The 21,938-nt window shown below is 63.1% G+C and carries 15 protein-coding genes; 3 read left to right on the forward strand and 12 right to left on the reverse strand.

Features of this window, described 5'->3' with window-relative positions:
* Positions 1 to 14: 14 nt before the first annotated feature.
* The 5 genes from WKV53_RS16290 to WKV53_RS16310 form a co-directional block, all read right to left on the reverse strand.
* A complete protein-coding gene (locus WKV53_RS16290) occupies positions 15 to 4,394 on the reverse strand; it encodes a lamin tail domain-containing protein (protein ID WP_341405836.1) in 4,380 nt (1,459 codons plus the stop codon).
* A gap of 233 nt (positions 4,395 to 4,627) precedes the next feature.
* Positions 4,628 to 5,686: an ABC transporter substrate-binding protein gene (locus WKV53_RS16295; protein WP_341405837.1), complete on the reverse strand. Its 1,059-nt coding sequence runs from the start codon at positions 5,684 to 5,686 to the stop codon at positions 4,628 to 4,630.
* A gap of 60 nt (positions 5,687 to 5,746) precedes the next feature.
* On the reverse strand, positions 5,747 to 6,532 hold the full coding sequence (locus WKV53_RS16300) for an ABC transporter permease (RefSeq protein WP_341405838.1): 786 nt from the start codon (positions 6,530 to 6,532) through the stop codon (positions 5,747 to 5,749).
* Entirely contained in the window at positions 6,529 to 7,362 is an 834-nt protein-coding gene (locus WKV53_RS16305; protein WP_341405839.1) for an ABC transporter permease, read from the reverse strand. Before WKV53_RS16305 ends, WKV53_RS16300 begins: the two co-directional genes overlap by 4 nt.
* Positions 7,362 to 8,498 carry an ABC transporter ATP-binding protein gene (locus WKV53_RS16310; RefSeq protein WP_341405840.1) on the reverse strand — a complete coding sequence of 379 codons (1,137 nt, stop codon included), beginning with the start codon at positions 8,496 to 8,498 and terminating at the stop codon, positions 7,362 to 7,364. The genes WKV53_RS16305 and WKV53_RS16310 overlap by 1 nt, the downstream gene beginning before the upstream one ends.
* 98 nt (positions 8,499 to 8,596) lie before the next feature.
* Between WKV53_RS16310 and WKV53_RS16315 the strand changes: the two genes are divergently transcribed.
* A complete protein-coding gene (locus WKV53_RS16315) occupies positions 8,597 to 9,067 on the forward strand; it encodes a GNAT family N-acetyltransferase (protein ID WP_341405841.1) in 471 nt (156 codons plus the stop codon).
* A gap of 14 nt (positions 9,068 to 9,081) precedes the next feature.
* Here WKV53_RS16315 and glpX read toward each other — a convergent pair whose 3' ends face one another.
* Genes glpX through WKV53_RS16330 form a run of 3 tightly spaced genes read right to left on the reverse strand, consistent with a single transcriptional unit; the run spans position 9,082 to position 12,477 of the window.
* A complete protein-coding gene (glpX, locus tag WKV53_RS16320; RefSeq protein WP_341405842.1) occupies positions 9,082 to 10,131 on the reverse strand; it encodes a class II fructose-bisphosphatase in 1,050 nt (349 codons plus the stop codon).
* Between the two features lie 57 nt (positions 10,132 to 10,188).
* Positions 10,189 to 11,661, reverse strand: coding sequence for a rhamnulokinase (locus WKV53_RS16325; protein ID WP_341405843.1), 1,473 nt, complete (start codon positions 11,659 to 11,661; stop codon positions 10,189 to 10,191).
* 51 nt (positions 11,662 to 11,712) lie between these two features.
* Entirely contained in the window at positions 11,713 to 12,477 is a 765-nt protein-coding gene (locus WKV53_RS16330; RefSeq protein WP_341405844.1) for a DeoR/GlpR family DNA-binding transcription regulator, read from the reverse strand.
* A gap of 84 nt (positions 12,478 to 12,561) precedes the next feature.
* Between WKV53_RS16330 and WKV53_RS16335 the strand changes: the two genes are divergently transcribed.
* Positions 12,562 to 14,757, forward strand: coding sequence for a bifunctional rhamnulose-1-phosphate aldolase/short-chain dehydrogenase (locus WKV53_RS16335; protein ID WP_341405845.1), 2,196 nt, complete (start codon positions 12,562 to 12,564; stop codon positions 14,755 to 14,757).
* A gap of 160 nt (positions 14,758 to 14,917) precedes the next feature.
* Positions 14,918 to 15,997: a peroxiredoxin family protein gene (locus tag WKV53_RS16340; protein ID WP_341405846.1), complete on the forward strand. Its 1,080-nt coding sequence runs from the start codon at positions 14,918 to 14,920 to the stop codon at positions 15,995 to 15,997.
* A gap of 6 nt (positions 15,998 to 16,003) precedes the next feature.
* Here WKV53_RS16340 and WKV53_RS16345 read toward each other — a convergent pair whose 3' ends face one another.
* The 4 genes from WKV53_RS16345 to WKV53_RS16360 all read right to left on the reverse strand — a co-directional run bounded on the left by WKV53_RS16345 (position 16,004) and on the right by WKV53_RS16360 (position 21,860).
* Complete coding sequence (locus WKV53_RS16345) at positions 16,004 to 17,041, reverse strand: glycosyltransferase family protein (protein ID WP_341405847.1); 1,038 nt, start codon at positions 17,039 to 17,041, stop codon at positions 16,004 to 16,006.
* 43 nt (positions 17,042 to 17,084) lie between these two features.
* Positions 17,085 to 18,542 (reverse strand): replicative DNA helicase, encoded by a 1,458-nt coding sequence (dnaB, locus tag WKV53_RS16350; RefSeq protein ID WP_341405848.1) that lies wholly within the window; start codon positions 18,540 to 18,542, stop codon positions 17,085 to 17,087.
* Positions 18,543 to 18,713: 171 nt separating this feature from the next.
* Positions 18,714 to 21,332: a c-type cytochrome domain-containing protein gene (locus WKV53_RS16355; protein ID WP_341405849.1), complete on the reverse strand. Its 2,619-nt coding sequence runs from the start codon at positions 21,330 to 21,332 to the stop codon at positions 18,714 to 18,716.
* Between the two features lie 123 nt (positions 21,333 to 21,455).
* The gene (locus WKV53_RS16360; protein WP_341405850.1) at positions 21,456 to 21,860 is read right to left on the reverse strand and encodes a hypothetical protein; all 405 of its coding nucleotides are present in this window, start codon (positions 21,858 to 21,860) and stop codon (positions 21,456 to 21,458) included.
* Between the last annotated feature and the right edge of the window lie 78 nt (positions 21,861 to 21,938).

The raw sequence follows: 21,938 nt of genomic DNA on the forward strand, positions 1-21,938 counted from the left end.
ATCCTAACACCGGGTCAGTCGCACTTCACCCGGTAAAACATGGCGCCGGTGCCGGGGGTGACGCGATAGGTGACCAGCACGTGATCCGCGAGGGTGGGATGGGCGACCTGTTGGACGAGGGTGAGGGAGGCCGGAGTCCAGGTGACCAGATTGGCAGAGCCCTGGAGCTCGAAGGTGAGCGATGGGTCGTTATTGCGGCGGGTGAAGGTCCAGCGCAGTTCGGTGCCGCTGCGGGTCATGGTCTGGGCCGGAGCGAGATCGCGCAAGCGGGGGTCACCGCCGAAGAGATATTCGATGCGATTGTTCCGGCCATCGCCATCGGGATCGGCGGTGGCGAGCGCCTCGGTGGACCAGAGGTCGTGGGAAGCGGCCCAGATGTCATAGGGCGCGGTGAGCGTGGCGGGATCGGCAGCGGCGAAGCCGGGAGAGCCGAGATCGCCGGGATTCGGCGACGAGAGCACGGCACCGTATTTCCCAAGCTGGCTGTAACCGCCGGGAACGGCGTCGCCATTCCGGAACCAAGCGCGGGACTTGCCAGCTTGGTGGGCGAGGTAATTGGCTCTCGCGGTCTCGGTGCCGGATGGGATGTAGACGATGACGGAGTCGCCATTGCCGAGGCCCTGAAAGCCATCCGGAAGATGGAAGTCCTCGCGGGTGAGGATGCGCACCGAAGCGGGGAGATTCCACGCGACGCGGAACAGGGCGGCCTCGTCTTCATCGTCCTCGTCGAGGATCACGATGCTTTCACCGGCGGCGAGCACGAAGGCCGGGAAGACGGCTTGGGCGGAGACGTTATGGTTATCGTCCCAAGAGAAGCCGGAGAGGTCGATCGGGGTCGCGGCGGTATTGGTGAGTTCCCACCAGTCGCCATTGATGGTGCCGGTGGTGTGGGCGCTGCTGGAAAGGATCTCGGTGACCTTGATCGCGACCGGCGGGGCTGCGGGATCGGCGGCGACATTGGTCTGGGCGATGGTGGTGCCTGCGGCGTTTTTCAAGACGAGCTTCTCGCCATAGGGCGAGAGGTGTCCGGAGTAGGGGCCGACGACGAAGCGGGTCTCGCCTGCCTTCGGCGAAACGGTGCGGGAGCGGAAGGCGAGGACATTCGGCGAGATGTAGATCGAGCCGGCGGGCGAGATCACAGTGCCGCCTTTCAACGTGAAGGAGCCGCTGGCACCGGTGAGCGTCCAATCGCTGATATCCACGGCGACGGCGGCGCTCGGATTCACGAGCTGGATGTATTCCTGGTCGGCATTCGCCGAATGAGCCTCGATGACGCCGAAATTGACGGTGGGCGCGGCGGCTTGGGAATCGGGAATGCCGGCCTTGTTGTTGTTGCCGATGCCCAGGGTCTTGCTGGCGTTGTTGATCGAGTGGGTGGTGTAGAGGTGGGTGCGGCGCGCGGCGAGGAAGGAAGTCTTCAGCGTCGCGAGACCGGAGGATGGCGAGATGTTCGGCCCGAGCCCGTAGGCACCGCTATTCGGCGGCCAACCCCATTGCGCGCGATCTGCGGTGGCGTAGGGATCGATCAAGGCGCCCATGGTATTGAAGCTCGTTTCGAGCGATGAATTGGCCGCGCTGGTAGCGAGGTAGCGATCCATCAGGGTCCGCATCCGGCGGAGCAGCATATTGCGGGTGCTGTCGTTGCGGATGACGGCTTCGTAGAGGCGGTTCCAGCTGGTGGTGAGGCCGGTATTCGGCAGGCACTGCGAAGTGCCGTAGAGCGGGTGGCTCTTGTTCGCGTCATTGGTGGCCTGCACCACCGTGTTGGGGGCCTCGCCCGCGTAGAAGAGCTGGCCGAAGGAGAGATTGAGGTCGAAGGGGATGGGCCGCCATTCGCGGGTGCCATCGCTATCGCGGTAGAGGACCATGTTTGCCCAGACGTCGTCGGCTTCCTGGGCGATGCGGGTCACCGCGAGGTAGTTGATGACGGCGGGGAGGTTCGTATTGTCGTGGATGTATTGGAGCCGCGACGTGAGGGACGCGGAGGAGGAGATGCCTGCCTTGAAGGCGGTGTAGTCGGCGTTGCTTTCCCAGCGGCGGGCCTTTTTCTCCGCACCGGCACCGGAGTCGAGCGTGCCGACTTGCTTGTAGAGGGCGCCGCGGGGATCGAGGCCGAGCTCCTCCACCAGCTCGCTGTCCGCAGAGTAGGTGTGGAAGGCGAGCTGCCAGGTGGCGCCATTCATGCGCAGCTGCACCGGGAAGTGGGGAGCGCCGGCATTTCCCGAGTCGCGGTGCATCCAGAGCTGGTGGAACTGGCGGAGGTAGCTGGGGTCGTTGTACTCGGAGTTGAGATTCAATTCACGCTGCGCGGGCAAGTCCGGCGACCATTGGAAATCGCGGCCGGGGTTGAAATCGACGCGGTGGGAGCGCTTGAAGAGATAGCGGGAGGTGGTGCCCTTGATGCGGATCAGGACGTTATCGTAGAGCTTGCCGCCGCCGAAGAAGGCACCGCGAGCGCCGCCATCGGAATCGATGCCGGTCTGGGTGGTGGTGGTGGGAAAGACGTAGTCCGGGACGAAGAGCTGATAGACCGGCAGGGTCTGGCCGGTCGGTTCGCCGCCGACCACGGTGCCCTCGTAAAGCGGCAAGGGCTGGTTGGCATTGGTATTCACCGGCCAGCGGGAGGCGCCGCCGGCGCTCACGAGCAGGGCGCGCCAGCGGACCATCTGTCCGGTGGTGGCACCGGCAGGGATGACCGCGGTCCAGGTGCTGTCATTGGCGGTCACGTCGCCGTTGAGTCCGTTGTCAGAGAGGGGAACCGTTTGAACGCTGCCGTGCATGACCACGTAGCTGAGCGTGGGCGTGCCGGAGACTACGACGTCCGGGGTGACCCGTACGGTGACCGTGATGGGCTGGCCGACGGTGGGAATTTGCGGGGTCCAGGACATGCCAGCGATCGAGCCGGCGGAATAGATGGTGGATGATGCCGTGCCGGGCGTGGGGAGGAAATAGCGCCAGCCGGCGCGTCCATCGGAAGGCTTATTGCTCGCGTTGAGACCGAAGGAGACATTGCCTTCCTGGGGCGGGTAGCCATCGAAGACATGCGCCAGGATTCCCGCGGGATTCGAGAGCGCGAGGTAGCCGCCATCATCGCCGAGCTTGAAGTCGGTGTGCAGGTTCGCTGCTGGATTCCGCCGGTCTTTTCCAGATGCGAAGATCACGCGACGCTGGCCGGGCTGGAGGATGACGGAAGGTAGGACCCAACGGCGTGGCAGGGCGGGATCGTCCGTGAGTGCCCAGCCGGCGAGATCCACGGCAGCGGTGCCGGGGTTCAGGAGCTCGATCCAGTCCGGGGTATCGTGATCCTCATCTTCCTGGCCGCCCGCATTCCTCGTGAGGAATTCGGAAATGATGACCTCGGGTGTGGGCAGGAGAGAGCTGAAGGTCGCGGACCACGGGGCGGGTTGGGCAGGGGTTCCATTGAGCCCGGTGATCCCGTGAGCGGCTGCCCAGGTGAAGTTCACCGGTCCCTGGGAAGGTGCGGGGAAGGCGAAGCGATAGTGCTTCGAGTCGATCACTTGGAGGCCGTTGGCGATAGTTCCATTGATCAGCAGGTCGGAGGCACCGACGCCGCTGACGGGGAAGGAGAAGGTCACATCGGCGGAGACGAGGGTGTCCACGGTCTGCCCGGCCTGCGGAGTGGTGGCGGTGATCACGGGCCAGGTGATGGATTCCACGCCGCCTTGGAAGAGGCCGGTCATTTCGGTGGCGGTGAGGGCGTGATCGAAGATCGCCACCTCATCGAGATCGCCGGTGAAATTGTGGGCGGCTCCGTTGTTGCGTGAGCCGATGTTCAGTTCTGCCTGGGTGCCATTCGCGATGCTGCTGCCCAGCGTATCGAGGCTCGTGGTGACCGGCACCGCCACGCCATCGATATAGATCTTCACGCCCGCCGCGGTACTGGATCCATCGTAGGTGAAGGCGACGTGATGCCACTGCTGGTCCAGCACCGGGAGCGCGGCATTCACCTGAAGGGCGATGGCCGGGTAGTCATTGCTCAGCCATACCGTCACGCTGTCGGAATTCGCGCCGTTTGCGGACGAACCGACATGCATTTCCCAGCCGCGGTGCAGCTCGTCCTCAACCATGTCGCCGACGATGGTGCTATCCTGCGCACCGCCTTTGATCCACGCGGTGGCCGAGAAGGACTGGTCACGGTCGAAATTGATCCCGGTGCCTGCTTTCAGCCAGCTGCTGGAGAGGGTGGCCGCCGCGGTGCTGTGAGGGGACGCCACCGTATTGGAATAGGCGGCGGTGCCTTCCCAGGTCGCCGGGTAGGAGGCGACTTCGTCCGCGGTAGACGAGTCGAGTTTCCAGTGGGCAAGCAGGCCTGCGCTGGCCGTGGAGGGCAGGACGCAGGCAAGGAGGAGGGCTAAGGCAGGCAGGGAGTTCATGCTTGGGGCATGGGGGCCGCGAGGGACGGTCGCGCCGTGGGTTTTTATTAGTGAAACCGGGTTAGGGGGCTTTTGCAAGGTGGGGATTCCTCGCAGAATATGACGGTTCATCCGTCATGATGTCGGAAAGATGCAAGAATGCGTGGCGGCACGCCGCGTCAATCCTCCATCGTTGCGATGGGGATATGATCCTGAACAGATGCCGGATGCCCGGTGATCGGGCTTACACGGCTTCAGGGCTTCTTCACCTTGTCCCACTCGGCGGTCCAGAGCGGGAGCTTGTCGCCGAGGTCATCGATGGGCTCGCACTTGGCGAAGAGCTCTTCCGGCGGGAAGAGCACCTCGCTGCCGCGGAAATCCTCGCTCAGGCTGGCGTAGGCAGCGGAGTTTGGCGCGCGGTAGCCGATCCACTCCATATTTTCAGCGGCGACGCTGGCCTCGGTGACGTGATTGATGAAGGCGTAGGCGAGATCGACCTCCTTCGCGCCCTTCGGGATGCAGAGGTCGTCGCAGGAGAAGGCGGCGCCTTCCTTCGGGATGAAGATCTTCATGTCTTCATTCTCCTCCTTGGCCTGGATGAGATCGCCGGCGTAGCCTTGCACGAGGAAGAATTCTCCGGACGCGATGCCGGTCTTGTACTGCTCGTTCTCAAACTTCGCGATGTTGTCCTTCCAGCGGCGCGCGACTTCGCCCGCGGCGGCGAGCTGGGTGGGATCGGTGGAGTTCAAGGGATGGCCGAGGAATTTCAGCGCGGCGCCGAGCACCTCGCGCATGTCATCGAGCATGGTGATGCGGCCCTTCAGGTCCGCGCGGTCGAGCATGGCCCACGAGTTCACGGGATTGCTCACCTTTGACGCGAGATAGCAGAGGCAGGTGGGTGCCATCATGTAGGGCACGGAGAATTCCATTTTCGGGTCGAGCGCCTTGGCGAGGTAGGCGGCGTCCATGTTCTTGAGATTCGGGATCTTCGCGTGGTCGAGCGGCTGGACCATGCCCTTTCGCTTGAGCGCCTGAACGGCGTAGGAGGAGGGAACGAGCACGTCGTAACCCACCGCGCCGGATTCCAGCTTCGCGAGCATCGCTTCGTTCGAATCGAAGGTGTCCACGACCACGGTGCAATTGTGGGCCTGCTCGAAACTCTGCTTGGCCTTCTCGCTGAGGTAGTCCGCCCAGGTGAACACGGTCAGCGTCTTCTTGGCGCCCGAAGCTCCGGTGGATCCGACCTTCTGCTTGCAGGCGGGGATGGACGCGGCGGCGAGCGCGGAGGCGGCGATGAAGTGGCGGCGGTTCATGGTGGATAGACGGTAGAGGGGAAATGAGCGGAAGGGGAATCGGAAACTGGGCGGAAATTCTCACTTGGACTCGGCCACGGCCGGCCTCGTGAGGCGCTGTGAGACGGCGACCACGGCGAAGGTGACGATGAGCATGAGCGAGGACAGGGCATTGATCACCGGGAGATCCTTGCTTTTCTTGATCATGGAATAGACGAGCGTCGGAAGGGTATCCGAGCCGGGGCCTTTGACGAAGTAGGTGATGACGTAGTCGTCGATCGAGAGCGTGAAGGCAAGCAGGCCGCCGGCGAAGATGCCCGGGGCGAGCAGCGGCAGGGTGACTCTCATGAATGCCTGGGTCTTCGTGGCGCCGAGGTCACGGGCGGCTTCCACCACATTGAAATCGAAGTCCTGCAAGCGGGCCTGCACGACGAGCGCGACGTAGCTCAGGCAGAAGGTGATGTGGGCGATCGAGATGGTCAGCAGGCTGAGCTTCATCCCGAAGGAGATGAAGAGCAGCAGCAGGCTCATGCCCATGAGGATGTCCGGTAACACCAGCGGCACGGCGACGAGGAGCTTGTGGGCGTCCTGCAGGCGGGACTTGTAACGCTGGAGTGCGAAGGCGGCGGCGGTGCCGAGCACCATGGAGACGAGGCTGGCGGCGGTGGCAACCTTCACGGAATTGGCCAGCGCCGCGAGGATGTCGGTGCGCTCGAAAAGCCGCGTATACCAGCGCGTGGTGAAGCCGCTCCACGTCGAGGCATAGCGTGAATCATTGAAGGAATTCAGCACCAGGAAGCCGATCGGCAGGTAGAAGAAGACCAGCGTCAGGATCAGGGCGATGAGAGGGACGCGGCTTGGCTTCATGCGGTCTTCTCCTTTCTCCTGAGGAACATGGGAGCCAGCACGAGGAGCGCGAGCGCGCCGGAGAGCGCAGCGGCTTCGGGAAGATTGCGGTCGGTGAAGTTCCGCTGGGCGATCTTGTTGCCGATCATCTGGGTGGTGGTTCCGCCGACCATGTCTGGCACGACGTAGGAGCCGAGCATGGGGATGAAGACCACGAGGAAGGCGGTGATGGCGCCTTGGCGGATGCCGGGGATGAAGACGGAGAAGAAGGCGCGCAGGGGTTTAGCACCGAGGTCGCGCGCGGCATCGAGGAGGCCGAAGTCGAATTTTTCGGCTGCGGCGAAGAGCGGCAGGATGGCGAAAGGCAGGTAGGTGTAGACGCTGACGATGATGACGGCGGTGAGGTTGCCTAACAGACGCTCGTTTTCTCCTAGCAGCCCGATGCTGCGCATCGCCTCGGCGACATAGCCTTGGGCATGGAGGATCTGCTGCCAGGCGAAGACGCGGATCACGAAATTCGTCCAGAACGGCACGATGACCAGTAGCAACACTCGCGAGCGCCAGACAGGTGTCAGGCGGGCCATTGAATAGGCGACTGGCAACGATATGGCGATGGAGAGCACCGTGGTCGCGGCTGCCGTGAAGATCGTGCGGGCGAATAGTGCGGGATAGCTTGGATCGGCAAGTGCGCGAATGGCATCCAAACTCCAGCCTTCACCGATGCCACCGGCTGCAAGCGCTGGCCGGAAGGCGATGGCGAAGATGATCGCCACTGGGACCAGCACGAACATCACCAGCCAGAGGAAGCTGGGCGCAGTTGAGAGAAGCTCGGGTTTGCGGTCCGTTTTCATCAGCTGGCGTCTGGAAGGGTCAGCATGCCTTCGTCTTCCTCACGATATTGCTCTAGCAGGAAGCCGTCATTCGCGTCCCACAGGAGCCAGACGGTGTCGCCCCATTTGGGCGGGGATTCGTCCAGCTGGAAGGTGCGGTGCTGCATTTCTGCACACAGGCGCCATTCGCCGCAGCGGACCCAGTAGCGGGTGTGGGAGCCGTAGTAGATGACGTCTTCGACCTTGCCTTCGACGGCGTTGTCCATCGGCGAGATGGCGGGTTTGTCCCGGGAAACCATCAGCTTCTCCGGGCGGATGGAGAGGTGGACGCGGTCGCCCACTTTGACCGCTTTGTCATTGTCGATGATGATGCTGCCAAAGTTCTTCACCTCGCAGCGAGAGAAGCGGGCGTCGATGGCTTCGGTGATTTTGCCATCGAGGAAATTCGTGTCGCCGATGAAGGCGGCGACGAAGGAGGTGCGGGGGGCTTCGTAGATCTCTGCGGGCGGGCCAACTTGCTCGATGATGCCTTTATTCATCACGGCGATGCGGTCGGAGATCGACATCGCCTCGCCCTGGTCGTGGGTGACGTAGATGAAGGTGATGCCGACTTCGTCGTGGATGGCATCGAGCTCGACGATGAGGCGCTGGCGGAGCTTGAGATCGAGGGCGGCGAGCGGTTCGTCCAAGAGGAGGACCTTGGGCTTATTGACCAATGCGCGGGCGATGGCGACGCGCTGCTTCATGCCGCCGGAAAGCTGGGACGGCTTCTTGTCGCCGTGGGCCTTGAGGTCGACGAGTTCGAGCATTTGGTCGACGCCCTTGGCGATTTCGGCTGGGGTCCATTTGGCGATCCTGGGGCCGAAGGCGATGTTCTCGCGGACGCTCAAGTGCGGGAAGAGCGCGTAGCTCTGGAAGACCGTGTTCACCGGTCGCTGGTCGGGTGGCAGCGGGGTGATATCCTTGCCATCGAGATAGACGCGGCCGAGGTCGGGCTGGTCGAAGCCGGCGGCCATCCGGAGCAAGGTGGTCTTCCCGCAGCCGGAGGGTCCGAGCAGGGAGAAGGTCTCGCCCTTTTCGATGTCCAGGGTGACATCATTGATGGCAGTGAAGGTCCCGTAGCGGCGGGTCACATTCTCGAAGCGCAGGTAGGCCATTTCTTCCATCTAGCAAGGCGGATGCGTCAAACAATGTCGATGTGGAAGTGCCGGGGAATTGCGTTTGCCGACGGGGCCGAATGGGGTAGGAGAGCGGCATGATCGACATGCTCGTGCGCCTCTACGACCTGCCTGAAAGCGCGGAACTCTACGCGACGGTGGCCGGGCAGGGGATCACGCTGCGGCGCGCGCGGGCTTTCGAGAAGCATACGGTGGCTGAGTTCGCGCGCACCCATTTCTCGGCGAAGTGGGTCAGCGAGGTGGAGGTGGCGCTGAGCCGTCAGCCGGTGGCGTGCTTCATCGCGACGAAGGACAAGGCGATCCTTGGCTTCGCCTGCTTTGACACGACGATGCGTGGGTTCTTCGGGCCGACTGGCGTGGCTGAAACGGCCCGCGGCACGGGGATCGGAAAGGCGCTGCTTTTCAAGGCGCTCGAGGGGCTGCGTGATATTGGCTACGCGTATGCCTTCATCGGCGGGGTGGGACCGCGGGAGTTCTATGAGAAGGCTTGTGGGGCCATCGAGATCCCCGGAAGCGATCCGGGGATCTATGGGGACATTTTGCCGTGAAGAGGTCGCGGTCGTTAGTCTAGCAGCAGCACCTCGGCGCTCTTCGAGCGAAGACGGAAGGTCTTCTTGGAGAGGTCATGCGCGGCCTTGATCGAGCGGACGGTGCGGCTCTTCACCCGCATCAGGACGGAGTGAGTGCGGGCGACATTGCCATTCACTTCCACGCCGCGGAGCAGCGGGCTATCGGAAATGCCGGTGGCGCTGAAGAGGATGCGGTCACCTTTGGCAAGATCCTTGGAAAGATAGACGCGGTCCAGCAAGTGACCGAAGCCTTCGGCAATGAGGACGCGCTTTTCGAGGCCGTCCTTTGGCCAGATCTTGGCCTGCAGGCCGCCGCCGAGGCAGCGAAGGCCGGCGGCGGAAAGCACGCCTTCCGGAGCGCCGCCGATGCCGATGTAGAGATCGACATTGCTCTCTGGCAAAGCGGGCGCGATCGCGGCGGCGATGTCGCCGTCGGAGATCATGCGCAGCTTGGCGCCCATGCGGCGCACGGCGTCGATGTAAGGCTGGTTGCGCGGACGATCGAGGATCATCACGACGATGTCGCGGATGTCCTTCTCAAGGATCTTCGCGGTGATCTTGATGACCTCTTCAGTTGGGGCTTCGACGCTGATGGGAAGCTTGGGATCGGCGATGAAGGCCTGGCGGACTTTCTCCGGATAGGAGAGCTTCTCGAGGTAGAAGGCGGGGATGTCTTCGAGCGCGCTCTCCTCGCCATCGACCGGGATGGCGGCGGCGATGCAGGACACCGAGTTGGCCATGCCCTTCGAGACGTTGGTGGTGCCGTCGACGGGATCGAGCGCGATGTGGAATTGCGGCGAGCCTTCGGCCCAGGTGCCGACCTTCTCGCCTTTGAAGATGCCGGGCGCTTCGTCCTTGATGCCCTCGCCGATGACGACTTCGCCGCGCATGTCCATCAGGTCGAACATGCCACGGATGGCATCGCAGGCGGCGGCATCGGCAGCTTCTTTCTCGCCACGGCCCATCCAACGGTGGGCGACGATGGCGGCTCCCTCGGTGGCCCGAAGGAAATCCATTTCAAAAATGCGTTCGGGGTCGATCATGGGTTCGGAGTGGGGAGGAGTTGGAGCGCGGAAGATGCAAATCGCGGGCCAATCCGCTCAGCGTCCGATGAACGCTTTGAATCGCTCGTATGCGCCTTGCCATTCGTCCCCATTTTTCGGTGCATAATTTTGGAACTCGAATGACTCGCGAATCAAATGACGGGCGGCGGCAAGGTCGGGCAAGTGGCCGGTGGCGATCATCTGGACGACGATGTTGCCGCATGAAGTTGCCTCGATCGGGCCGGCGATGACGTCGATGCCGAGCGCATCGGCGGTGGCTTGCGCGAGGAACGCGTTCTGAATGCCGCCACCTCCGGCGTGGAGCTGCTCAAAGCGTTTGTCGGCGAGAGCACAAAAATTCTCGAAGACGACGCGATACTTCAGTGCCAGCGATTCGGAGGCGACGCGGAGGATAGTGCCTTTGTCCTTTGGCACGGCTTGGCCGGTGCGTTCACACCATGCGCGGATCTTCGTTGGCATTTCACCGGGTGCGGCGAAGACGGGGTCATCCGGGTCGATGAAGGCGGTGAAGGCTGGTGCGGCTTCGGCGAGCTTGGCCATTTCGCCGTAGGAGATGCTTTCGCCATCCAGTGTCCACTGGCGCTTGCACTCCTGGATGAGCCAGAGTCCGGCAATGTTCTTGAGGAAGCGCACGGAGTTCTCCACGCCGAGTTCATTGCAGCAGCGCGCAGCAAAGGCCTGAGGGGTGCGGATCGGATCCTTTCGCTCAAGGCCCATGATCGACCATGTGCCGGACGAGAGCCAAAGGGCGTCATCGCCTTCCATCGGGATGCCGGCCACCGCCGAGGCGGTATCGTGCGAGGCGCTGGCGACGACGGGAATACCTTCCATTCCGATCTGGCGGGCGACCTCCTTGCGGATCGGGCCGAGGACGGTGCCAGGCGAGACGATTTTCCCAAAGATGCGCCTCGGCAACCCGAGCGTCTCGATCACGCCCCAGGCCCAATCACCAGTGCCGGCATCGAGAAGCTGCGAGGTGGAGGCGATGGTCCGCTCGACTGCCTGCACGCCGCATAGCCAGAAGGCGAGCAGGTCGGGGATGAAGAGCAAGGTGTCCGCCGCTGCGAGGGCGGGGGACGCGACTTGTTCCTCGGCCAGCAGGTGCAGGGAGGAGTTGTAGAAATTCGTGGTGATGCCGGTGAGCGAGTAGATCTCGGCTTCGCTGAGCTTGGCGTGCATCACGGCTGGCATGCCTTCGTGACGGGCATCGCGGTATTGGTGCGGCATGCCGAGCAGGCGGCCGTGTCCGTCTAACAGACCGAAGTCACAGCCCCAGGTATCGATGCCGATGGCGACGATGTCCTTGCCGTATTTTTCCACGGCACGACGCAGGCCTTCGACGATATCGCGGAAGAGACCGACGATGTTCCAATACGAGCCGCCGGGCAGGTCGGTGCCAGGATTGTCAAAGCGGTGGATTTCCTCGAGTTGGAGGGTTTTCAGGTCGGAGACGCCGGCGATGACGCGGCCGCTGCCGGCCCCGAGGTCGATGGAGAGGAAGACGGGCATGCGGGAGATGGTAGATAGTGGATCGTAGATGGCAGATGCTTTAGCACATGCTCACCGGGCGAAGCGGAGTTCGTAGGGGACGCTCTTGAGTTGGCCCTTGGCGTAGGCCTTTGACTCGCGGTCGGTGATGACCACATCGAGGTCGGAAGGCGTGGCGAAGAAGTGATTGGCCTTGATGCCGAGTTTCGAGTGGTCGAGCAGGGCGCCGTTCCACGAGGAGATCTCGATCATCATGCGCTTGAGCCGCGCTTGTTCGGGATTCGGTTCGCTGATGCCCTGGATGGGATCGAGTCCTGCACCGGAGAAGAAAAAGCGATCGATTTTAAGGAGGCGGAGCGCTGATTCCGTGACCATGCCGGAGAAGCGCCGGCCGCGGGCTTCGTAGATGCCGCCGAGCTGGACCAGCTCGAGATCGCCTCTGCCAGCGAGACGTTCGATCACCGCAAGCGAGTAGGTCACGACCCGCACCGGCATGTTTTCCGGCAGGTGGCCAGCCAGCTCCAGCGCGGTGGTGGACGCGTCTAACAGGATCGTCTCGCCCGGTCCGATGATCCGCACCGCCTCACGGGCGATCTCGATCTTTTCCTCCAGCTTGCGGGCTTCGCGCTCGCTCTGGGAGAGCTCGCCGAGCGGGGCGGAGGCATCCATGGCGCCGCCATGGGTGCGGCGCACATGGCCGCGGCGGCCGAGGTAGTCGAGGTCACGGCGGATCGTCTCCTCGGTCACGGCAAAGTCCTTTGCCAGCTCTGCCGTTCGGACAGTGCCGTCACGGCGGACACGGTCGAGAATCTGGCGTTGGCGTTCGGCGGCGAGCATGTGGGTTTTTGTGGGAAATTGCTTGCTTTCGTGGGTTTTGTCCCGCACACCCCCGGCACGTCAATCGCGAACTTCGACCAACCCATGCCCTCTGACTTTAAAAATGTGAACTTCTCGTGGGATGATGCCTATGCAGCGACCCTCGATCCCGTCGAACGCCTCGTCTATCGGTCCAACATTCTGGGTGCGGACCAGCGCATCACGAACACCGGTGGCGGCAACACCTCCTCGAAGATCGTCGAGAAGGATCCACTGTGGGGTGCGAGCGCCGAGATCCTTTGGGTCAAAGGCTCGGGCGGCGACCTCCGCACTTCGAAGCGCGAGAACTTCTCCTCGCTCTACCAGGAGAAGCTGATCGCCCTGCAGGACGTGTATGCGGGCCGCGGCGCCAAGGGTCTCAAGTCGCAGGCCGAGGACGAGATGGTGGCGATGTATTTCCACACCACCTTCAATCTCAACCCACGCGCTTCCTCGATCGACACGCCGCTGCACAGCTTCCTGCCGGGCAAGCACGTGGATCACATGCATCCGAACGCGATCATCGCGATCGCCGCTTCGAAGAATTGCGAGAAGCTCACGCAGGACATTTTCGGTGGAACCATGGCCTATGTGCCGTGGATGCGCCCGGGCTTCGAGCTCGGCCTGGCGATGCAGGAGATCGCAAAGAAGCAGCCGGACGTGAAGGCGATCATGATGGGCCAGCACGGCTTCATCTCGTGGGATGACGACGACAAGGTCTGCTACACCCGCACGCTGGAATTCATCGAGAAGGCAGCGGCTTACATCGAAGGCAAGTATCAGGCGAAGGGTGGGGATGCTAAGGCCTTCGGTGGCCAGAAATATCTCACGCTTCCCGAAGAGCAGCGTCACGCGACGCTGGCTGCGATCCTGCCGTGGCTGCGTGGCCAGGTGTCCCAGCAGAAGCGCTTCATTGGCACCGTGCAGGACGACATCAAGATCCTGCGCTTCGTGAATTCGGCCGATGCTCCGCGTCTCGCCGAGCTTGGCACCTCGTGCCCGGATCACTTCCTGCGCACCAAGATCAAGCCGCTTTACGTCGATTGGAACCCGCAGGCCGAAGATGTCGCGGCGCTCAAGGCGAAGCTCAAGGCTGGCCTGGATCAATACCGCAAGGACTACGCGTCCTACTACGAGGCCTGCAAGCACGCCAACAGCCCGGCGATGCGCGATCCGAATCCGACCGTGGTGCTCATTCCCGGCCTCGGCATGATCGCATGGGGCAAGGACAAGTCCGAGAGCCGCGTCACCGCCGAGTTCTACAACTGCGCTGTCGAGGTGATGCGCGGTGCCGAGGCGATCGATGAATACATTTCCCTGCCGCAGCAGGAGGCTTTCGACATCGAGTATTGGCTGCTTGAAGAAGCGAAGCTCCAGCGCATGCCTGCCGAGAAGGAACTGGCGCGCCAGATCGTGGTCGTGATTGGTGCCGGTTCCGGCATCGGCAAGGAGACCGCTCATCGCCTGGTCAAGGAAGGCGCGCACATCGTTTGCGTGGACCTGAACAAGGAAGCCGCCGAAGCGACTGCCAAGGAGATCACCGACAAGCATGGTCTTGGCATCGGTGTCGCTGGTAGCGGGATTTCGGGTTGCGGACCGGCCATCGGGCTTGCTGCGAATATCACGGATCGCGCCAGCATTCGTGCGATGCTTGATCAGGTCGCGCTCGCCTATGGAGGCTTCGATCATATCTGCGTGACTGCCGGCATCTTCGTGCCGAGCGACACTTCCGGGCACATCCCGGATGACAAGTGGGCGCTCACCTTCGCGATCAATGTCAGCGGCTCTTACTACGTTGCCGATGAAGCGGCGAAGACGTGGAAGGAGCAGGGTCTGCGCGGCAATCTTGTGCTGACCACCAGCGCCAATGCTGCTGTCGCGAAGAAGGGCAGCCTTGCCTATGACACCTCGAAGGCCGCCGCGAACCACCTTGTGCGTGAGCTTGCCATCGAGTTGTCGCCGCTGGTGCGCGTCAATGGCGTCGCTCCCGCGACCGTGGTCCAAGGCTCCGCGATGTTCCCGCGCGACCGCGTTATCGGCTCGCTGGCGAAGTACAACATCCCCTACACGGATGACGAAGCCACCGAGTCGCTGGTAACCAAGCTGGCGCAGTTCTACGCGGATCGCACGCTGACCAAGTCCCCGATCACTCCGGCTGACCAGGCGGAAGCGTATTTCCTCCTCGTCACGAACCGTCTCAGCAAGACCACCGGCCAGGTCATCACGGTCGATGGCGGCCTCCACGAGGCCTTCCTGCGCTGAGCGAACCCACCTTCCAGGTAGTAGGTCCGAACGGGCGGCTTCTCACGGGGCCGCCCGTTCACTTTTGGGGCGAAATTACCCGGTTCGGGCCGGTTTTCCCCCTTGATCGGGGAACTCCGCGCGGGGCTTGTCAGGGGCGGGTGGGCGGCTAGCGTGGGGCATGCGTTTTTCGATTCTCCTCGCGTCGGTGCTGGTCGCCGGCAGCTTTTCCGTCCATGCCGGGACTCCGCAGCAGGCGGATGGGATCCGCCGGTCCTACGAGGCGGATTTCAAGGGGTGGGTATTGAAGCTGCACGTCGCGGGGAGCGATGCAGAGCGCAAGAAGGTCGCCGAGGAGCGGCCGGACGCGGCCGCGGCGGCGAAGCGGATGTGGGCGGCGATCCAGCCGAATCTGGCCGAACCGTGGACCGTGGAGCCGGCGGCGTGGCTGCTGAAAATTTCCGCGGGGCTGGTGGCTCCGGGAGAGAATGGCATGGCCAAGCCGCTGATGGGCGAGGCAGCCATCGCAATCCGCGCTGCGGTGGAGAAATACCATTTGGCCGACAAGAATCTCGCTCCGATGTGCCTGGCCTTGGTCGCGGCACCGGATCCGGCGTCGCTGGCACTGCTGGAAAAGGTCGAGCGCCAGAATCCTGACAAAAAGGTGCAGGGCGTGGCCGCACTGGGAATCGCGATGTTGCTCAAGGACCTGAGCGACGAGCCGGAGGTGATGCGCCGCCGATTGACGATGCTGAAGAAGGCGATCATCGAGAGCAGCGATATCGAGGTGAACGGGGTAAGCGTGGCGAAGTTGGCGGAGGATGAACTGTATATCATCCGCTTCCTCAGCAAGGGGCGCGAGGCTCCCGACCTGACGGGCACCGATTCCGGTGGTCGGCCGATGAAGCTTTCCGACTATCAGGGGAAGACCGTGGTGTTGCTCTTCTGGCGGTCCGAGGACGAGGGGACGGAGGCATTGTGCGAGATGGTGAAGAAGATTCGCACGCGCTTTGCGGGCAAGCCCTTCGAAATCGTGGGGGTGAATCGCGATCCGCAGGCAGCGCTCCGGCAGCTGCAGGCCTCAGGCACTGTGGATTGGCCGAACTTTTCCGATCCCGATGGCAAGCTGACGGGTGAGTATCGCGTGGGCGTGTGGCCTCTGGCCTACGTGCTCGATGGTACCCGCAAGATCCACTACACGGGAGCGATGGGCTCCTTCGTGGAGCTCACCGCATCGGCGGTGATGTCGGACAAGAAGTGACCGTGGTCACGCTGGCTGCGGATAGACATGCACTGACCATGGGGCGCTTTTCCACGCCTCATCGCCACGCGTAAGATCGACGATGAAGCGTGCGATTTCCGTGCCGCTGTAGTCGCGATGGTTTCGCTCCCATCCCTTGCGGGCCATGGCGAAACGTGATGAGGCGTTCTCGGAGAAGTGTCGTACTTTCGCGGCGAGGTCGTCGATGTCATCGAAGTAGGCGATCTCGTCCTCGCCATACAGGCTTTCCAAGCCTGCGCCGCGAGGAGTGAGGGTGAGGATGCCGTTGCCCATCAGCTCGGCGATCCGCGAGGATGAGTAGAGCGGGACATCCGTGCGGCGGGAGAGGTTCAGCGCCATCTTGGAACGGCGGATCACCTGCTCTTTTTCCCAGCCGAAGATGCCGGGTTGATCGAGGCAGCCGTAGTAGCCCACGCGCAGGTCGGGTAGCTTCGCCTTCAGGTCTTGGAGGAAGGCGCGGCGTCCCGGTTCGCCCTTGTCGCGGCCGAAGAAGAGGAGGTCGTGGAGAATTTCCGAGTCCGGGGTTTCGAAGGCGCGGTGGCATTCGATGCCGGCGTCGACGGCGCTGGGAATGAATGCGGCGGGGCAATTCGGGCGGGCGAGCGCTTCTAACAGCGGGCCGCCGGTCGAGCAGAAGAGCGCATCCAGCACGTCCAGCCGGTGGCGAAGATGTTCGGTGTCGTCCTTGTCCCAAAGCGGATCGACATACCACAGTCCGATGCGGATGGACGGCAGGATGCGGCGGATCTCGCGCAGGGTGTCCGCCGTGATGAACTGCGCGTGGCCGAGGATGAGGAGGTCGGGGTGGACGTTGCGGCAGGTTTCGATCAGCGCCTTGTTCGCGCGGCCCTTGCCGAAGGTTTTGCTCTTCGTCGGCGAGAGCATCCGGGCGCGGTCATTGATCGAGAAGGGATAGACGAAGTGTCCTAGACGGATGAGGCCGTGGTGGATCTTCTGGTCCTGGTTCCACAGGTGCGCGCCGTCCTTGTCGAGCTGCAGGTTGGCGGCGTGGACGATGCGCATGGGGAAAGGGTGAGGTTGCGGACAAGAAGTGCCAAGTTTCACCTTACTCGCCAGCACCATCGCGCTCATCCCGCGCGCGGGTTTCGAAGCGCATGAGTTCGGCGATGAAGGTGAGGGGGACGTGGCCGGTTTCACCGTTACGGTTCTTGGCGAGAAGCAGCTCGGCGCGGCCGGCTTCGGCTTCCTTCTCTTCCTCGGTCTCGGCGTAGTAGGCGGTTCGATAGAGCAGGCCGATCATGTCGGCGTCCTGCTCGATGGTGCCGGACTCACGAAGGTCGGACATGCGGGGCACACCGAGCGACTTGCCGGTCCGGCCTTCAGGACCGCGGTTGAGCTGGGCCAGCACGAGGATGGGGAGGCTGAGTTCCTTGGCGAGGGCCTTGATGCCGGCGGAGATTTCACCGATTTCACGCTCGCGGGAGTTTTGCGCCTGCTTCGATCCGGACTTCAGGAGCTGGAGGTAGTCGATCGCGATGAAGCCGATGTTGTCCTCGCGTTTCCGGCGGCGGGCCTTGGCGCGGAGGGTATCGATCAGGATGCCGGCGGTATCGTCCACGAAGAGCTTGGAAGAGGCTATCTCCTCGGCGGCGCGCTTGATGCGCATGAGGTCTTCCTTCTTCGGTTTGAAGCCCTTGCCCAGTTGGGCCATCGGGAAGCGGGCGCGGGCGAAAAGGAGACGCTGGACGATCTGGAAGGCCGTCATTTCGCAGGAGAACACCATGCTCGGGACGCCGAGATCCACGCAGATGTGCTCGGCCACGTTCATCATGAACGAGGTCTTGCCCATCGACGGACGGGCGGCGACGACGAACATTTCACCGGGCTTCAGGCCCTTGCACATGCGGTCGAGGTCGGAGTAGCCGGTGGCGGTGCCATGCACTTCCATTTCGCCGTGCACCAGTGACTCGAAGTGAGTGAGGACCTCCGCGATGGATTGCTTGATGTGGAAGCCGCGTGAGGTTTCGGTGCCTTGGCGAATCCCGAGCACACTGGTCTCGACCCGGTCTAACAGGGCCACGGTTTCTTCCGGATTCTCGTAGGCTTCCGTGGAGGCCTCGGTGCAGGTGCGGATGATCGAGCGCAATACATACTTGTCCTTCACCAAGGCGAGGTGATGGGAGAAGTGCGCGGCATTCGGCGCGTAGGTGAAGATGTCGGTGATGGCGGCCGGGCCGCCGACGCTGTCGAGATTGCCGCGGTCGTGGAGAAGCTGGACGAGCGAGACGAGTTCGATGGTCTTGCTGGCGGCATTCAGCTCGCGGAGGGTCTCAAACAGGAGGCCGTGGCCGGGCAGGTAGAAATGGTCGCGGGTCAGGCCTTCTTCCTGCGCCAAGCCGATCCACTGCTCGGGGTCCTTGAGCATCGACGAGAGGATGCTCTTTTCCGGGCCAAGCGCGTGCGGCATCTGCCGCATCACGTCCGGATTCAGGGCGGCGGCGGGATCGGCGTTTTGCAGGGCAGGGGACTCGGCGTTGCGGAAGGGCTTGGTATCTACGGCCATGGGCGAACAGGGTGGCGACGGGAGGCAGACCCTACTCCTCTCGCAATCCGCCGGTCAATGCGGGGAACCTGCGAAAAGTATGTGAATAACTACCGGGTCTTTTAAGGCCGACCCGCTCCACTGCTCAATTGGGAAGAACTGTGAACAAGTTGCGGATAATCCCGCGGTTATTCACTTCGCGGCGCGCAGGGAGAGGTAGCGGGCCTTCAAGTCCTCGGCCTTGGCACGCAGGGCTTGGGCGGCGGGGAGGGTGGTGTCGACCTTGGCTTTGGCCTCCGCTAGAGAGGCGGTGGCTGTGGCGAGCTTGCCTTCGAGGTCGTGGACCTTGCCGCGGATTCCTTCCAGTGCCTTCGCTGACTCCTCGATGGCCTTGGGATCGGCAGGGGCTTCGGGTTTGCCCAAGGTGGCGTGCTTCGCTTCGGCATCCGCGAGTTCCTGCCGGGCGGTTGTGAGGGCGTTGGTCTGCTCGTCGACGGCTTTCACATGGCCTTGGAAATCGGCGACGAGTTCTTCGGCTTCGGCATTCTGGCGGTCCGCTTCGGCGCGGGTTTTGAGGGCCTCGGCATTTACCCCGGCGGCGCTCCAGTGGCGCTCGCGATCTTGAAGCCATGGCAGGCGCTGCTTGGTTTGTTCAAGCTTGGCGGTGGCTTCCTGGGCAATCTTCTCGGCGGGGCCGATGGCGTCGCGGGCTGGGGGGATGGCGGCTTCGTGATCCTTGATCTTGGCCTCGCCTTCGGTGGCGGCCTGCGTGGCTGCGGCGACGATGGGGGGAAGGGTTTCGCCCTCCTTTGCAAGTGCGGCGACCTCGGCATCCAGTTTCGTCGTCTCCTCGGCGGCGGCCTTCTGCCGGCCTTCGATCTCAGAGAGCGCGCCTTGCTCGCGGGCACGTTCGGAACGGACCTGCTCAAGGGTGGACGCGGCGGCTTCTGCCTTCGGGCGCTGGGCATTGACGGAGCCCTCAAGGGTTGCGATGGCGTCCTTCCGATCTTCGGTTCGGGCCTTCGCCAATTCGTCTTCGAGGCGCTTCAATTCCGCGGCCGCCGCTTGGCTCTCTTGATCGGAGCTCGCGATCTTCTGGTCCACGGCGGCGATGGCAGCCTTCTTGGCCTCGGCTTCCTTGTTGGCGGTGTCGAGGCGGCCACGGGCTTGGCCGGCTTGCTCGCGCTTCGGGGGCAGCTGCTGGTTGGTGTTAGAGAGCTTTTGCTCGGACTCCTGCTTGGTCTTCACCGCGGCGGCAAGGGCGTCACGGGCTTGTTGCAGCGCGGCCTCGGCATCGGTCATGCGCTTGCGGGAGTCGGCGAGCTTTTGTTGGGCGTCGTTCGTGGCGGCTTCGGCGGCGGAGACGACTTCGGGTTGCTTGTGGATTTCCTCGCGCAGGGAGGCCAAGCGCTGCTCTACCGAGGGGGGATTCGCATCGAAGCTGCCGACGGGATTGCCGCTGGCCACGTCCCACACGGTGATCTGGCCGCGATAGTCGGCGGCGAAGGCTTTCTTGCCCTCGCTGTCGAAGGCGACCGCCACGGGAAGGTCCGGCTGATCCTTGAACTCGCGTAGCAGGTTGAAGTCGGGCTTCCACAGCTTCACCGCGCGGTCGCGGCCGGAGGTGATGAAGGAGCCGTCACGGGTCCACGCGAAGGCGAGCACGCCGCCCGGATGGGCATCGAGCTTCTTCACCTCGGTGCCGCCGTTCATTTCCCAGAAGCGCACGGTGCCGTCCTCGGACGCCGTGGCGAGCAGGTTGGAGTCGGCGCGGAAGGCGGTGGCGGTGATGGCGGCCTGATGAGCACGCAGGGTTTGATATTCGTTGCCGCTGTCAGCTTCCCAGACGTAGACGCCGCCATTGCGGTCGCCGGTGGCCAGCAGGATGCCATCCGGCGAGAAATCGAGGGCGGTGACCCAGTCGGTGTGCTTCTTGATCGAGTGAAGCTGGCTGCCGTCCTCAGCCTTCCAGATCTTGATAAGGCGGGAAGGGGAGCCGGTCGCGACGAGCGAGAGGTCCGGCTTCAAGTCGCTCGCGAGTACGCTGTCGAACTCCTTTCCGGCGACCAGCATGCGTTCGCCGGTCACCACGTCGAAGGTGACGGTGACGCCGGATTTCCCGGGCACGCCGCCGCCGACGATCAGGTAGCGGGCATTCGGCGTGAAGGCGAGGGAGACCGGATCGCCCTCGGGGAAGGGAAGCACGCCGGTGAGTTCCAGCGAGTTGGTATCGAAAAGCAGCACCTGCCGCTGGCCGGTCACGGCCAAAAGCGGCGCCCAGGGCGAGGATGCCATCGCATGGACCGATGACGCTCGCGACGCGACGACCGGCGGGTCTAACAAGACATCCACCGGCATCGGCGGCGGGCCTTCCGGCTTCTGGTCGGCGGCGGATTTGAGAGCGGTATCGAATTTCGGCTTCGAAGGTTTCCTCGCGGACGAGCTCTTGTTTTCCAAGAGTCCGCCCTCGATCCATGCCTTGAGCATGTTGATTTGGTCGCTGCCGAGCTTCTCGCCCTCGGGCGGCATTTTCGGGTCGGAGGTCTGCAGGACCACCGCGATGAGTTTCGAACCCACGTCGCCCGGCTCTGCGATCTTGCCGCCGGAGCCGCCTTTCATGGCGCCGGAGAAGGTGGAGAGATCGAGTCCGCCCTTGGTCTTGTCCGGATTGTGGCAGTTCAGGCAGGTCTGCTGGAAGATTGGCAGCACCTGGTCGTCGTAGGTGACCTTGTCCGCGGCGGACGAGATGCCGACGAGGACCGGGAGAGCGAGGATGATGGCTGCGCGATTCACCAAGGCGATTGCAGCCATCTACGCCAAACGTGTTTGCCGATCTTGCGGGAAAATCGATCTTCCCGCGCCGCAAACAAAAGAAAAAGCCCGGCACCGCGGTGCCGGGCTTTTGTCAAAAAACACAATCCAATCCGAAACGACTCACGTGGAGTGAGGAAAGCGGAAGCTGAACAGGGCCGAGATCACGCCGAGTGCCATGGGCATCATGGCGGTGTTCTCTCCCTTCAGGTACTGGCCGAAGTGGTAGAAGGCATTCTGCTGCGGCGAATCAAAGAGCAATGCCGGCAGGGTGATGAGGCCGAGGGCCAGGAGCGCCGGAAGCGCTGAGATGGCGATGAATGCCGCTTCCCGATGGCTGAAGCGGCCGGTCAGCAGCAAGCGCGGACCATCGATGAACCAGCTGCGGAAGAACCGTCCGTCGAAGTGACCGAACACGTCTCCAACAGTGAGATGCCGCCTCTGATTGCCCGATGCCAGGGAGGGCATCTGCGAATCGGCCGGGGCGACTTCGGCGTTTTCGGGCTGGTTGTTAGGGTGGGACAGCATTGCGGCCCCGGAATACACGCGATCACGTAATTGGACAATTTAAAAAAATTAAATTTGAACATTACGTGAACTGTGGAG

It is taken from the genome of Luteolibacter sp. Y139 (genome assembly GCF_038066715.1).
GTDB classification, from domain to species: Bacteria; Verrucomicrobiota; Verrucomicrobiia; order Verrucomicrobiales; family Akkermansiaceae; genus Haloferula; species Haloferula soli.

Bases quoted from the DNA above. Each gene is read 5' to 3' on its own strand.
- WKV53_RS16290 (WP_341405836.1), bottom strand. From the start codon at position 4,394: ATGAACTCCCTGCCTGCCTTAGCCCTCCTCCTTGCCTGCGTCCTGCCC.
- WKV53_RS16295 (WP_341405837.1), bottom strand. From the start codon at position 5,686: ATGAACCGCCGCCACTTCATCGCCGCCTCCGCGCTCGCCGCCGCGTCC.
- WKV53_RS16300 (WP_341405838.1), bottom strand. From the start codon at position 6,532: ATGAAGCCAAGCCGCGTCCCTCTCATCGCCCTGATCCTGACGCTGGTC.
- WKV53_RS16305 (WP_341405839.1), bottom strand. From the start codon at position 7,362: ATGAAAACGGACCGCAAACCCGAGCTTCTCTCAACTGCGCCCAGCTTC.
- WKV53_RS16310 (WP_341405840.1), bottom strand. From the start codon at position 8,498: ATGGCCTACCTGCGCTTCGAGAATGTGACCCGCCGCTACGGGACCTTC.
- WKV53_RS16315 (WP_341405841.1), top strand. From the start codon at position 8,597: ATGATCGACATGCTCGTGCGCCTCTACGACCTGCCTGAAAGCGCGGAA.
- glpX (WP_341405842.1), bottom strand. From the start codon at position 10,131: ATGATCGACCCCGAACGCATTTTTGAAATGGATTTCCTTCGGGCCACC.
- WKV53_RS16325 (WP_341405843.1), bottom strand. From the start codon at position 11,661: ATGCCCGTCTTCCTCTCCATCGACCTCGGGGCCGGCAGCGGCCGCGTC.
- WKV53_RS16330 (WP_341405844.1), bottom strand. From the start codon at position 12,477: ATGCTCGCCGCCGAACGCCAACGCCAGATTCTCGACCGTGTCCGCCGT.
- WKV53_RS16335 (WP_341405845.1), top strand. From the start codon at position 12,562: ATGCCCTCTGACTTTAAAAATGTGAACTTCTCGTGGGATGATGCCTAT.
- WKV53_RS16340 (WP_341405846.1), top strand. From the start codon at position 14,918: ATGCGTTTTTCGATTCTCCTCGCGTCGGTGCTGGTCGCCGGCAGCTTT.
- WKV53_RS16345 (WP_341405847.1), bottom strand. From the start codon at position 17,041: ATGCGCATCGTCCACGCCGCCAACCTGCAGCTCGACAAGGACGGCGCG.
- dnaB (WP_341405848.1), bottom strand. From the start codon at position 18,542: ATGGCCGTAGATACCAAGCCCTTCCGCAACGCCGAGTCCCCTGCCCTG.
- WKV53_RS16355 (WP_341405849.1), bottom strand. From the start codon at position 21,332: ATGGCTGCAATCGCCTTGGTGAATCGCGCAGCCATCATCCTCGCTCTC.
- WKV53_RS16360 (WP_341405850.1), bottom strand. From the start codon at position 21,860: ATGCTGTCCCACCCTAACAACCAGCCCGAAAACGCCGAAGTCGCCCCG.